Source organism: Bacillus sp. TL12 (assembly GCF_022625245.1).
Lineage (GTDB): Bacteria > Bacillota > Bacilli > Bacillales > Bacillaceae_G > Bacillus_A.
In genome coordinates, this window is record NZ_JAJJBY010000031.1 from 42520 (window position 1) to 54327 (window position 11808).

17 protein-coding genes and 2 pseudogenes are annotated in these 11808 nt (G+C 35.9%); 1 reads left to right on the forward strand and 18 read right to left on the reverse strand.

Annotation, left to right across the window (positions count from 1 at the left end):
• Positions 1-8 precede the first annotated feature (8 nt).
• The 8 genes and pseudogenes from LOK41_RS22005 to LOK41_RS22040 form a co-directional block, all read right to left on the reverse strand.
• On the reverse strand, positions 9-1130 hold the full coding sequence (locus LOK41_RS22005; RefSeq protein ID WP_241818296.1) for a phage minor capsid protein: 1122 nt from the start codon (positions 1128-1130) through the stop codon (positions 9-11).
• Between the two features lie 2 nt (positions 1131-1132).
• Positions 1133-2635: a phage portal protein gene (locus LOK41_RS22010; protein ID WP_241818297.1), complete on the reverse strand. Its 1503-nt coding sequence runs from the start codon at positions 2633-2635 to the stop codon at positions 1133-1135.
• 41 nt (positions 2636-2676) lie between these two features.
• The gene (locus tag LOK41_RS22015; protein WP_241818298.1) at positions 2677-3312 is read right to left on the reverse strand and encodes an AP2/ERF family transcription factor; all 636 of its coding nucleotides are present in this window, start codon (positions 3310-3312) and stop codon (positions 2677-2679) included.
• Positions 3313-3406: 94 nt separating this feature from the next.
• Positions 3407-4684 (reverse strand): annotated as a pseudogene (locus LOK41_RS22020) (PBSX family phage terminase large subunit).
• Positions 4685-4701: 17 nt separating this feature from the next.
• Positions 4702-5589, reverse strand: coding sequence for a terminase small subunit (locus tag LOK41_RS22025; protein ID WP_241818299.1), 888 nt, complete (start codon positions 5587-5589; stop codon positions 4702-4704).
• 17 nt (positions 5590-5606) lie between these two features.
• Positions 5607-5858 carry a hypothetical protein gene (locus tag LOK41_RS22030; protein ID WP_241818300.1) on the reverse strand — a complete coding sequence of 84 codons (252 nt, stop codon included), beginning with the start codon at positions 5856-5858 and terminating at the stop codon, positions 5607-5609.
• Between the two features lie 178 nt (positions 5859-6036).
• Positions 6037-6264, reverse strand: a complete 228-nt coding sequence (locus LOK41_RS22035) for a hypothetical protein (protein WP_241818301.1) — start codon at positions 6262-6264, stop codon at positions 6037-6039.
• 238 nt (positions 6265-6502) lie between these two features.
• Positions 6503-6730 carry a hypothetical protein gene (locus tag LOK41_RS22040; RefSeq protein WP_241818302.1) on the reverse strand — a complete coding sequence of 76 codons (228 nt, stop codon included), beginning with the start codon at positions 6728-6730 and terminating at the stop codon, positions 6503-6505.
• A gap of 150 nt (positions 6731-6880) precedes the next feature.
• Between LOK41_RS22040 and LOK41_RS22045 the strand changes: the two genes are divergently transcribed.
• Complete coding sequence (locus tag LOK41_RS22045) at positions 6881-7018, forward strand: DUF3956 family protein (RefSeq protein WP_241818303.1); 138 nt, start codon at positions 6881-6883, stop codon at positions 7016-7018.
• A gap of 131 nt (positions 7019-7149) precedes the next feature.
• On the opposite strand, the gene LOK41_RS22050 is transcribed toward LOK41_RS22045, so the two are convergent.
• From LOK41_RS22050 to LOK41_RS22095, 10 genes and pseudogenes are all read right to left on the reverse strand, one after another.
• On the reverse strand, positions 7150-7518 hold the full coding sequence (locus tag LOK41_RS22050; RefSeq protein WP_241818304.1) for a hypothetical protein: 369 nt from the start codon (positions 7516-7518) through the stop codon (positions 7150-7152).
• A gap of 433 nt (positions 7519-7951) precedes the next feature.
• Complete coding sequence (locus tag LOK41_RS22055; RefSeq protein WP_241818305.1) at positions 7952-8179, reverse strand: hypothetical protein; 228 nt, start codon at positions 8177-8179, stop codon at positions 7952-7954.
• Positions 8180-9026: 847 nt separating this feature from the next.
• Positions 9027-9395 carry an ArpU family phage packaging/lysis transcriptional regulator gene (locus tag LOK41_RS22060; protein ID WP_241818306.1) on the reverse strand — a complete coding sequence of 123 codons (369 nt, stop codon included), beginning with the start codon at positions 9393-9395 and terminating at the stop codon, positions 9027-9029.
• 132 nt (positions 9396-9527) lie between these two features.
• Complete coding sequence (locus LOK41_RS22065) at positions 9528-9743, reverse strand: hypothetical protein (protein WP_241818307.1); 216 nt, start codon at positions 9741-9743, stop codon at positions 9528-9530.
• Between the two features lie 14 nt (positions 9744-9757).
• Positions 9758-10261 (reverse strand): annotated as a pseudogene (locus tag LOK41_RS22070) (Holliday junction resolvase RecU); the annotation flags it as partial.
• Between the two features lie 11 nt (positions 10262-10272).
• Positions 10273-10443 carry a hypothetical protein gene (locus LOK41_RS22075; protein ID WP_241818308.1) on the reverse strand — a complete coding sequence of 57 codons (171 nt, stop codon included), beginning with the start codon at positions 10441-10443 and terminating at the stop codon, positions 10273-10275.
• A complete protein-coding gene (locus LOK41_RS22080) occupies positions 10433-10642 on the reverse strand; it encodes a hypothetical protein (protein WP_241818309.1) in 210 nt (69 codons plus the stop codon). The genes LOK41_RS22075 and LOK41_RS22080 overlap by 11 nt, the downstream gene beginning before the upstream one ends.
• A 257-nt stretch (positions 10643-10899) precedes the next feature.
• Positions 10900-11052, reverse strand: coding sequence for a hypothetical protein (locus tag LOK41_RS22085; RefSeq protein ID WP_241818310.1), 153 nt, complete (start codon positions 11050-11052; stop codon positions 10900-10902).
• A gap of 79 nt (positions 11053-11131) precedes the next feature.
• Entirely contained in the window at positions 11132-11470 is a 339-nt protein-coding gene (locus LOK41_RS22090) for a hypothetical protein (RefSeq protein WP_241818311.1), read from the reverse strand.
• 32 nt (positions 11471-11502) lie between these two features.
• The gene (locus tag LOK41_RS22095; RefSeq protein ID WP_241818312.1) at positions 11503-11784 is read right to left on the reverse strand and encodes a hypothetical protein; all 282 of its coding nucleotides are present in this window, start codon (positions 11782-11784) and stop codon (positions 11503-11505) included.
• Positions 11785-11808 lie beyond the last annotated feature (24 nt).

Genomic DNA, 11808 nt, shown 5'->3' on the forward strand with positions numbered 1-11808 from the left:
AATTCCTCCTATACAATACTTTCTCGGTTATATTGGCGTTTGCGCTTCGTCTGATTAATGAACTCTCTCATATTAGCTTGGCGTTGCGAAACCTTATTCTTCGCTTCTTTCACACCTTCCGCATCGCCTAGCGCTTCCATAACCTTTACTTCTTTCTTAGCTTTCCTGATTTGCCGTTCTAAGCTTCGTTGTTGTTGGCTTTCCTTATACGCCTTATCGTTTTCTGCATAATCGTATGGTTCATATGTTTGTTTTGACATACCTTCGATGAAGGGGTACTTATTATGCCGGCAATTGCAACCTAGTAAACCGCTTGCTTCACCGTATGTTGTCGTTGAAAAAGCAGGATATTTCTTGCTTTTTCCGCTCATCGAGTAAATCTTACCTTGATATGGAGCACATCCGGGTCTAGCGGATAAATGCGAACTTACTTCGCACAAATCAACTTTATGTTGCTTCATACGCTCGTCCTGCATCTCATTCGCTACATTATTGCTTGTCGATCTACAGACAAGATTCACGTATCCTTCTGTAGACCATCGTTTCCCCGCCTTATCAATAAAAGCAGGAATACCTTTCTGAGCCCATTTAGAAACAGTCTGCCTAAGAGCTTGTTGCGGCGTTATAACACCACTAAGCACTTTTCCTACCGTTTGATTTAAAACATCAAGATAGACTTGTTGAGCCTGATTAAGCATCGTTGTATTAACGAGATTAAAAGTCTCTAATGCTTGCCGCTCGTATGCATTCAGAATACCAATTAAAGCAGCACTTGTTTGTGCTACAGGAGCAGCGGCTAATAAGCCGGATTGTACGGCTTTCTTATAAATACCTTCATGTTGTTCGACTGCGGTATACCCGGCTGTTTGTAACATCGTGCGTACTTCTTCAACTGTTTTACCACTATGTCGAGCGATGGTATTGATTTGTTGTTTATTTAAAACACCTAATTTATTTAACTGAACCATTCTCCAGTGTTGATATTGTTCTGCATTTTCAGCAGTTAGCAGCAACTCAATATCGTTTTTAAGTATTTTGGCCATGTTTAAAAGCAACTCTTCTTCAATCGCGTTGTAAATATCAACTACGAATATAGAGAGCTGCTGTAATTTCTCAGGAGGTAATGCCATGATTACTCAACTCCTGGATCATTATTTTTCTGTTGATTCCCTTCCAATCCGAAGAAATCAACATTTTCAGGAAGGGCCATTCTATTCTCTTCCGTTATTTCTTCTAACATTTGAATTGCTTCCTCTTCAGAAACACCGTGGATTTTCATGATCGCTTTCTTCTTACTGGTTAGATTGTTCGTAACAAGTAAGATTTGCTTATTAATCTCTGCTGTTTGGTCTTCTGCAATAGAATCATCAAAAGTAACAGTAACTTCGTATTTATCAGTACTTTCGAACTCATCATATAAAGCAGCGATTTCAATTATGATATCAACTAAATCACGAATACCATCCTCAATGACCGTTTCATGTGACTGCTTCGTCCTGAATGTCTTGGAGTTTTCACTTACAACCTCTGTCGCAGTCTTAACTCCTTGTCCATCAAAGCTAAATGCTCCAGCTGAGAAGCCAACTTGCATCGATACATAGTTTAATAATGCATTGATAGCAGCGGTATGCTCTTCTACACGCAATTCCACTGATATATCTTGTATCTGCTTTGCACCATCATCGAAGTTCATTGCTTCATATACCTCGTCAGTAGCATCAAAGTACCTCTGTGGTATGCCTGTTTGTGGATCTATAACGGTCCTGATTGCAGAAGTAGGTACCATGATTCTTTTCTTACCTAAAACAAACTCACGTTGGAAGCTATCAAACGCGATATCAAGTGATTTCAGCGTACTTAGCGCGTTAGCATAAAGTGAAATTCCAAGTGGTGAACTTAAATCCAAGTTGTTAGCTGTATTCGGTTTGAAGTAAACAAACATCGGTTTAGATAAATTCTCGATACGTACTTCTTCTTCCAAGTCAGGATATAAGGTGGATAAAGAAACTTTTACACCTAAATCACCTTGGTTTTTACTCTCATACAGTTCGTTTTTAATTACATACTCTTTACCTTCTACTAAATGCCATTCAAGTAACGTGTACTTCTTATCACCTTTAGAAATTTCATTTACAAACACACCTTCAGTAATATGTTTGTTATCCCACGCAATAGGAATGAAGCAGTCCGCAGTTACATAGGAAAGTTTAATACCTTCGTCCCAATAAACTTTAATAACCATTCCACCCAAAGCAAATGTGTACTCTAGATACCTTTGAAACTCTTTAATGAAATTATTATCGTCTAGGACATTCTTGATATTATCTGATAGTGCTTTATCAGAAATGTTAATTGAGCATTTCTCATTAAAAATAAGAGCAGCCATTTCCTGCGAGATGACTTTCGCCATGTTAAGCGATGCCATCTTTCTGCTCTTCTGCCCTTCAATCGTATGATACTTAACGTCATGCCAATCACCATAATACCCACTATATAAAGCTTTCCACATATCAATATGTTTGTAAGATTCTTCATTTACAGGTATATCTTTTTTATCAGATATCTTTTTAATTCCTTTGATTAGATTCAACTTGTACATCCACCTCCTAACCGTATCAATAATAGCCTTGAACATATTCTCACCACCTTAATGAAGGCATAATAAAAAGCCATCCATTAGGATGACTTATTCCAATATTCTTGTTCTGCTTTTAATCTCGCTTGTTTCGCTTCTTCTATATTATCAAAAGAACCTAATTGTATTCTTTTTTTACCCATATAAATAATAGCTTTGTACTTTCCACTTCTTGTTTCAAAGTACACGCCTCTAATACCTGATTCATTATCATGTCTAACTCTTTGGTTTCTCTGCTGTGTTTTCCTGTCAGCCCAAATGCAATTTTCAGGATAATATCCTTTATCGTTATCAATGCGTTCGATAGAATAATTCGGAAAAGGCTTTTCTCCCATGTCAGCAATAAAATTATCGAATGATAGCCAACGATCACAAACGGTTATCCCTCTATCTTTATAATCTTTAAACGATTCATGTTTTTTATAGGTACATCTAGTTATCATATTATGCCATGAACTGTACTCACTTGACGCCTCTCTTGCACTGCTATGACCATGCTTTATACGAGCACATCCGCATGATATTGTAGCTCCTGTAGTCAAATGACTACTTCTTACAATAACTTCATTTCCACAGTCGCATTTACACAACCACATAACTCGTCTACCTTGATTATCAGCTCTTTCAATAACCGTTAATTTTCCGAACGCTTTTCCACTGATATCGTTAAATCTCATATTAACAACCTCCCCAGATTGTTCCCCATTTATATAATATGGACAGGAAGGTGGGAGCCTTCTTTTCGCCCCGTCGAGCTAGTCCATATGTATATTATACCACGTATCGCTTGTAGAAGTAATTCACTCCATACCTAAAAATATCCATACAGTGGTTAAAATCATCTATCGGATTCCCGTTGTTATCACGAACGTACATACCAACTTCTTTCGTGAAATGATAATGATCGTACGTTTCGTTATCAACTAAAAAGAACTGCTCATTCGTCAAAACGTTTTGTGCTCTTTCTATACCTACTGAGATACCTTTAATTGAACCCTTAATATCTTTAGCGTTATTATCAGCAGCTCTTGTATAAATGGCAAGTAGATGTAGTTCTTCTCTTAATGATTTACACGCAGGGTCAACAAAAACTTCGGTGTAATTCATTTCAAATTTGTCTACACACCACTTAATGAATGGTTTCAATTCTTTCGCATAAGTAGACATCGCTTTAACTTGACCAGTTTCTCTTCCACTATGGTAGTACAATGCGACTAGATTGAGTCTGAATTTATCTCGGTACCTAGTTACGATATAACATGCCATTGTAGTAGCGTCACTATTACCGCCATCTGCAACAAAATACATTTCGTACGGTTTCCCTAATAAAGTAGCTTGTGTATTTTTCTCCATATCAAACATAGAGTAAATTACACCTTCGGGCATCACTCGTTTACCTTCCCAATCTCGAGCGTAGAGATATGGGTTACGCATTAATACTTGTTTTATTTCATCTTTCCGCTCTTGCGTAAGTATCGGATTATCATTTGGAGTCCAATGTACCCATCTTGTATTTTGCACATCAAATACTTCTGATATAACAGGATGTTGTGGTGCAGGAGGATTCAAATCAGCTAAATGAAAACGATCTCGGGCGGCAAAAGTACGCCTAAAACATTCTTGTATCATACTCATATGCAATAGATTTATTTCACAAAATACTACACTGCCGAGCGACATACCTGTAATCGCACCTACACTATTACTTTTAGCGCCGCCCTTATAATAAACACGTTTAATCCCGTTAGGAGTGTGTATTTCTAAGTGAGAACCACGTTCGTCATGCTTAACTTCTGCAAGGTTTCCGAATATATGCTGTAATCCCGTTCCATCTCCATCAATGAACAAACGATGCGCCTGTTCTTGGTTGTATGCAACTATCAAATGATTAGCATCTCTAGTGTTTATCAGATATCGAGCATATCTAAAATGTCCAGCGGTGGTTTTACCTGAGCGTAGCTAAGGTGTGCCTTCATTAACTTCTAGTGTGTAATTAAAAGGCGCTTTAATCACCTGCAATTGCTTGTCACTAAACTTAATTTTGGACACTATGACCACCCCCTTTTTTATTCTTCTAAAGCATCCATTAACGATTCTAATAATGTTGTATCTTTCTTTTGACCTTTGAGTTTAGCAGCACGTTCTTTAGCAAAGTCTGTATCAGCTTTAAGTTTCTCGATTTGTACTTTGTGCATTTCTTGCTGCATTCGATGTCTTTCTTCTTCAATTTGATGCTTAAAGTTGTCAGGAACCAAATCAAAGTATTGAGCCAATTTATCTAATGCTTTCATCTTGTCAGCAAGCTTGATGGAAACACCATCTCTTCCCTGTTTTACTTCGGTAATAATCGACCCATCAACCACGTCATGATCTTGTAAGTCTACAAAATTCATCATTCTTGTAATTGGAGTTCCATCTTCACTTTCAAACTCAACTTCCCTTTGCCCAAAAGTCACATAGTTAGTAATGTCAGCAAATGCAATCTTAATGTACTCTTTCAGCACATCCATCGCTTCTACAAATACATTCTCAACTAACTCACCTTTAAGTTCTTTTATATAGGAAGCAACTCGTTCTCTCCGCAGTAGCCTACTGCTCTGTACATGAGCGCTCTCTTTAGCATATCCAGCCTTTATTGCAGCTTGTGTACCATTAAAGTATTTAACGAAATACAAACAAAAGAGCCGTTCCTTTTCGGTTAGCTCTTCATCTTCTAAAATCTCTTTTAGTTTTTCTTTTGTCTTGGGATTTTTAACATTAGTAACGCTCCTTTTCGCAATAGTAACGTTACCATTCATTTGCTCATCCCATTTATCTTGTGATTTCCACTTTCTGATTTGCGAAGAATTCTTTATATCGAGTTCCTTCGCAATCTCAACGAGTGTTTTTTCACCTTTACTTGCTTTATATATTTCAAACGCTTTGTCTCTGTCCGGGCTACGTTGTCGTGCCATCTACATCTACACACCTCCTATTCAATCCAAGTACCCAAATGTACTTTTTTATAAAACTCTTTCTTCCATTGTTCTTTATCCACTTCATGTAAACGTCCATATGATTGGACTGTCATCATTTCTCTTGTGATTGGAACAGTAATATTAATACTCCCTGGTATCCCTGCATCCAATGCGATTGCCATTTGTTTAGCTTTCTGACTGCACTTCACACAGAATCTATCATTTGTTCCATCTTCCATATCAATCCACTTGTGTTTACACTTCATCTATCACTCACCTCATGGTAATCCCTAAATTAATTATTGTAATTCTAAATATTCAAATGTATAATGAATTGAGCCTGCTATATTTTTTTTAGATCGATCACTCATTTGTCGGAAAAGAGCCCATCCTCTAGTGGGTTCTTTTTTTCTTTACAAAATAAAAAAGCAGCTGTTAAGCTACTTATTCAATAACATCTATTTCTTTCACACCATAAAACCCAACGTAGTATACATCGTATGAACAATCTCTTTTAGCATCTTTTATTTCCTCGTCACTTAATGATTCTCTTTCTTTAAGAACGAGACCAAACTTTTCAACTGCTTTATCTTTATTTAAGAAATGTCCGAATGACTCATAATCTTGGTTATATTCATCCGAGAAATCCTTATACACTTCATATATCTTCAAGTGCATCAACTCCTTATAACAAGGATATCACAAAATAAAAAAGCAGCGGATTCGCTACTTCTGATTAATTGTAACTTTATCTTGTTTTCTATTTAAATTAAAATATATTCAAACAGTAAATAGATAGTAAGTGTAGAAAAGAGTTTATTTTCTATTGTTATACTTTAATTTCTTTTATATGAAAATGAATTTTAAAAGAAATTAAAATCAGAATTAATATCTATATTTTTGTTTGATTTCACTTAACTTCAATATCACAATTTTCATTTGTCGCTACTTCCCAATCATCTTCTAAAATACCACTAATCGTAAATAAGATATCTTTTGTATCTAAGAAGTCGATAACTTCACCAGTTTTCGCGTGTATTTCGATTTTTCCATACTTGTATACCCAATATCCACGCCATACTTTCCTCTTAATTGGTGTACCTGCAATAAATGTTGCAAATAATTCTTTAAAACTCATCATTCTTCCTCCTCATTTCTGTTCGTTGAGTTTGTTTGTTTTGTTAAATCGATACACAACTATTAACTCTATTAAATCAATAGATCTGATTATAACATTCTAAAGGTTAATACATATAATAAAGTAGATTACTAGAAAGGAGGCGTAAACATGGAAAGTTGTATTTTATTCGTAAATGGCCAACCGTTTTTAGTTGTCAAAGTTGCTGGAATCGAAATTGCTAGAGCAGAGATTTCTCTTGATGTAGCATTATCTTTAATAGTATTAGGAATTCCAATTTGTTCTTAATGAATTGAGGTTGTTTTTAAAAGAGGGCTTCGGCTCTCTTTTTTACATTATAAATCCATTCTTTATCTTTCCTTAACAACAAATAAGACGCTATACCGATAACAGCAGCGCCTAGAATAACTAAAATTGCTTTAATCATTTGTTTTATACCTGTCCACTGACGTGCCGTTCCAAAATAATTTTGGTGCATTAATAGATTTTCCTAAATTAACTACAACCTTTTCTAAACGTTCGAATGCATCTATACACTCATTAGCAGCAGTAGTCAATTCTCTAGTATTATCAATTGCTTCTGCGGTATCCAAATCAACTTTAACAGATACTACATTCTTATTTTCATTCTCCATAAGTTCTTTTATTCCAGCTTTCATGTTAACTATATAGCCTTTATCCTTAGTGTATTCATTTATAAAATCGTACAACTTACTAACTGCAGACTGTTCTTCTAGTGTGCATTCGCCTTCAATAACAATTTCAAACTGGATTTTTCTTTCGTCCATCATTCATCATCCTTCCTATTTCAATATCCGTTTTATCTAATAAAAAGAGCACCCGTTTCCGCGAGTGCTCTTCAAGGGATTGCGAGAGTCCTCATTAACACAAGATAAAGCAGTTAAAGTTAATGAGGTACAAGCAGTATATGCTTGTACAATTTAATACGTGAATCAGAGCACCCAACTCAATGGATGCTCTCAACGGGAGAGGAGGGGTTAATATTGAGCAAAAAGCGATCAACTTGTCCCATACTCCAATATATGCTCGCACCTCTTAAAATGTGAAAGAGAGCACTCCCCCAAGTAAGTGCCATCCCTAGACATGGGGCAACATGTCGGAAACCTTTTCTATACATTGTATAGTTATATACTCGTTCACATTCCTCATCATTATGTAATTTCTATATAACAAAGAAAAAAACACCCGTTATGGGTGCTATCAATTATTATCATTATAATTACGTTTTAATATAATATTTAATTCTCTTTCTGGTTCCTCATTTTTCGGATGTCGATAATACTCTAATTTATATTTCTTTACATCATAATTAAAGAGGCCAATCTTAATACTTTTTGTCTCTTTCAAAACCGCCATTAAACTAGCTACATCCTCATTCTTCGCATCAAGAATCATTTCTCCTGATTCATTCCTAAAAAATACTCTCATACGATCATCCCCTTTCTCTCTATCTATTCGACAGAAAACAGGAAAATCCTACAAAATAAAAAGCCCTATCACTCCTACTAATAACCCAAGTGGAACTTGAGCCTTCGAAGTGATCAGGCTTTATAAAGGAAATGGGGAAAGAGAGATAACAAATGGCAATAAGTATCTCTTCAAGAATAAGATTACTCTCATTCTTTTCTCGATCACCGCAATCATCATCTAAGCTACACGCTTTGTGTCAGTGACCGAGAAAAGAGCGAAAGCTCTTTATATCCTTTAATTTGTATCCAAGACGTATCATTTCTTCCGACGCCTTGCGTGAACCGACACAGTTTCAGGGGGACAGAGGGGATGGTCTCTGCTGTATCGGCTCAAACAAAGAGCGGAAGCTCTCTGCCCTCGTTTGGTCATTAATAAGAATCGTGAGTTAATACTAATAATCAATTGAGGTTTATATGTATACTGTTTTAGTTTTTTTAGAATGCAAGCGTCACTCAATCATGAGCAACCACCCCCATTCCATTTTCAAATGTAGAAATCATAAACACGGCATCTAGTATAGTAATTATATTTACTATCAACTCAGGGGACGACTCCTAAGCTGAATGATAAATATAATATATAGGAGTACTCTTAACCCCTAGCCCCGCTGACTACCTACGCAAACAGAGTGCATGGTGATCTACGAAAGCATCACTATACGGCAGCCCGAGTGCGTCCTGTTCTGGTGGAACGCTTATTCACCAGAAGGGATTGTGTTCCCCTTCTGATAATAAGTTTACCGTTGATTCAATTTCCAAAAACTCCCCAAAAAATCCGTTATTTCTCTGCATTTTCTCTGCCATTTTTAAATGATTCCTAATGTAGTAGCAATCAGTTTGATAGCGCTCTTTTTCTTCTCATAAAAGTATGAATTTTTCATCATTAATTCGTTTTGAACAAACGAGTCCTTAACTGGTTTATTGTTTAAAAACTTCATTGTAATGATATTTCTTTCATCATCATCAAGAATGTTATTTAATGCTTTTTCAATTTGCTGTACTTTCATTTTGCTTGTTGTTCTTGAATTACGTAACTCAGGAAACAGACTAATTCCTTCTTGTTCCACTTCATTATTGAATCGCATCTTCAACGCTCTGTATTCTTTCAAGATGCTCACGACCTCTTTCTGCACCTTTTTATCATCGATTTCTGGTAATAAAGATAATTGTTCCAAGTTGAAATCCCCCTATTTCAATTTTGTTGTTTTCAATTCACATAAGGTATGTGAAATTTTAATGCCTATCTTCTGAATAAGGGAACGATGCATAGCGCCCCCACCATCCACTCTGCATGGTTCCGTTATCCATTAATTTTCAAAGTCATTATACGTAAAGCTTTCAATAATCCATCTTGGGTTTTCGATATTACCTATCATTACTTTTACCTCTATGTGCCTTTCACGATACGAAACGCTTTGTACTGTTGGATTAAGAAACATCTTTTCAAACCAATATAATTTACATTTTGAAAATACAATTTTTTCGTTTTTAGGATTGCCTAATATGCTAATATGTTTTTCCATCTTCACACCGCCATTTCATCAACATATCGTAAATAATCCACTGGTGCTCTTTCCGTCTGATCTACTAAGTATCCATAAACATCAAAGTCTGCTCTTGGTATAGACTTCTTGCCATTCGGTTGATGAGACATCCTTACATAAGATTGAATCACTGATGCTGGTACTAGAAACACCGTCTGGTCCTTGCTAAACTCTATAAGGAAGAAACACACCGCTCCCATCTTCTCGGCTTTCTCCAGGTAATCTAACTGATGCTGCGCAATGTTACTTAAATCGAATCTTGTAAGGCTCTGTGTTGACTTCGCTTCAAATGCTACAGCTCGTCCTTTATACACGCCGTCATAGTCCACTGTACTTTTAGCTTCATAGAATCCGTTTAGTACTCGTCCACCTGTACTTTTTAAAACCTTCACAGGGGTCGGACGCTTGTTTATAAGCGCCACTCCCTCGCGTTGGTACATTTCATTCGATAGATTGATAAGCTTCTCAAAATGCATTCCACGGTTTCCTAGTCCCATTGTTAACACTCCTAATCTATTAATTTATTTTCTTTTAACCAAAAGAAATCTAACATTCCTTTAGCGTCGCTTTTATGAACAGGCATTATATATTTTTCACCGTTTACCATTACTGTTAACTCAACGCACTGTTTTTCCTTGTTCCATCCATAAGAAGCCATTTCGACAATTTTATGATCCACTTTTAAACCACCCTTTTTCTTCAGCTTCCCTTATTAATGATTCTGTTGTAATGTCAGTTTTACCAACTATATTTTCGATACATTTGTTAACTGTCTGTATTTGCAATTCACTTAATCCACGAAAAGGTGCGTCTATCATAGACATTGACAAACTCAATATATTCTTCTTGATCTGTTCAAATTGTTCTTTCTCTTCCATTCTCCTAACCTCGCTTTCTATAAAAGGATTATTTTGTTCAAATTTTTGATAGATGTTAATATTTTCTATAAAGGAGGTCTACTAATGAAAAATTCCTGGAAGAAAGTTTCTTTAATTGCTTTCATAGTAATTGTCCTTTTAATAATTTTATATTTTGGTGGTATGTCACTTTTTTGGAACCAACCCTGAATAAAACTTAATATTCCGTCAATACTGTAGATATAATCTTTCTCCGACCCCCATTGGAGCCTGAGCAGTTAGCTTTTGCTAGCCGCTCTTTTACTTTCTTCATCCCTTACCATTCTCTTTAAGGAGATTAATACATCGTCCAATGTTTGTTTATCTCCTATGACATCCCTGTTTATTTGAATGTGCCAAACGATATTTTCTAATTGTGTTTTTATATCCATCTCAATCACCCCCTTGAATAAATCCAATATCTTAGCATATAATATCTATGCATCGAATCATCATTTTTGGAGAGAGCAGTTAGCTTTTGCTAGCTGCTCTTTTATTTGCTTCATCAATTGCAAAAGTTATACTGTCTGGCGCCCATCCGGAATTCTTGTCCATAAAATTATAAACCGCTTGTTCCGTCCATCCTCTTGAAAGAATTTCTTTGCATCGCAATACCAAATCTTCATAAGTTGGCATGTTTTTTCTTGTAAAAACTATATCTTGGATTTCTTCGAGACTAACGTCTAATTCCTCACACAACCGATCCAAATGATAATTACCGGTATCATACATCCAGGAGTAATCTTTCCCTCGTTCAGAAGCATCTACTATTGTTTTAGCTATCAATTCAATTACTTTTGTTTTATCCATATCCATTCCCCTTTTCTACAAAGTGATTTTTGTTATATTCCCCTATCTACCGCATCTGTTGCTTTTTTCGTCAACTTGTAATGGTAATGTCTTAATCTTGTTAATTCTTCCTGTACTATCTCTATCCAACCGGATTTATGAAGTGCTTCTCCTGTTCTTCTCCCAACTGGAATTCTAACTCGTTCTAAATCCTCAGTTTCTAGCCAACATTTAAAATCAGCACCTTCATTCGTCACAAGATATAAATTGTTATCACGCATCTGTAAAACAATTCTCTGCTGCGGAAGCGAAAGGTTTTTTAATCGTAGTAACATTTCCTATTCCCCCTAGTTTTCTAT

Excerpts from the sequence above, each read along its gene's own strand:
- LOK41_RS22045 (WP_241818303.1), top strand. The coding sequence starts at position 6,881 with ATGGAAAGTTGTATTTTATTCGTAAATGGCCAACCGTTTTTAGTTGTC.
- LOK41_RS22090 (WP_241818311.1), bottom strand. The coding sequence starts at position 11,470 with ATGGATAAAACAAAAGTAATTGAATTGATAGCTAAAACAATAGTAGAT.
- LOK41_RS22025 (WP_241818299.1), bottom strand. The coding sequence starts at position 5,589 with ATGGCACGACAACGTAGCCCGGACAGAGACAAAGCGTTTGAAATATAT.
- LOK41_RS22040 (WP_241818302.1), bottom strand. The coding sequence starts at position 6,730 with ATGAGTTTTAAAGAATTATTTGCAACATTTATTGCAGGTACACCAATT.
- LOK41_RS22050 (WP_241818304.1), bottom strand. The coding sequence starts at position 7,518 with ATGGACGAAAGAAAAATCCAGTTTGAAATTGTTATTGAAGGCGAATGC.
- LOK41_RS22055 (WP_241818305.1), bottom strand. The coding sequence starts at position 8,179 with ATGAGAGTATTTTTTAGGAATGAATCAGGAGAAATGATTCTTGATGCG.
- LOK41_RS22095 (WP_241818312.1), bottom strand. The coding sequence starts at position 11,784 with ATGTTACTACGATTAAAAAACCTTTCGCTTCCGCAGCAGAGAATTGTT.
- LOK41_RS22015 (WP_241818298.1), bottom strand. The coding sequence starts at position 3,312 with ATGAGATTTAACGATATCAGTGGAAAAGCGTTCGGAAAATTAACGGTT.
- LOK41_RS22030 (WP_241818300.1), bottom strand. The coding sequence starts at position 5,858 with ATGAAGTGTAAACACAAGTGGATTGATATGGAAGATGGAACAAATGAT.
- LOK41_RS22080 (WP_241818309.1), bottom strand. The coding sequence starts at position 10,642 with ATGGAAGAGAAAGAACAATTTGAACAGATCAAGAAGAATATATTGAGT.
- LOK41_RS22085 (WP_241818310.1), bottom strand. The coding sequence starts at position 11,052 with ATGGATATAAAAACACAATTAGAAAATATCGTTTGGCACATTCAAATA.
- LOK41_RS22010 (WP_241818297.1), bottom strand. The coding sequence starts at position 2,635 with ATGTTCAAGGCTATTATTGATACGGTTAGGAGGTGGATGTACAAGTTG.
- LOK41_RS22065 (WP_241818307.1), bottom strand. The coding sequence starts at position 9,743 with ATGGAAAAACATATTAGCATATTAGGCAATCCTAAAAACGAAAAAATT.
- LOK41_RS22005 (WP_241818296.1), bottom strand. The coding sequence starts at position 1,130 with ATGGCATTACCTCCTGAGAAATTACAGCAGCTCTCTATATTCGTAGTT.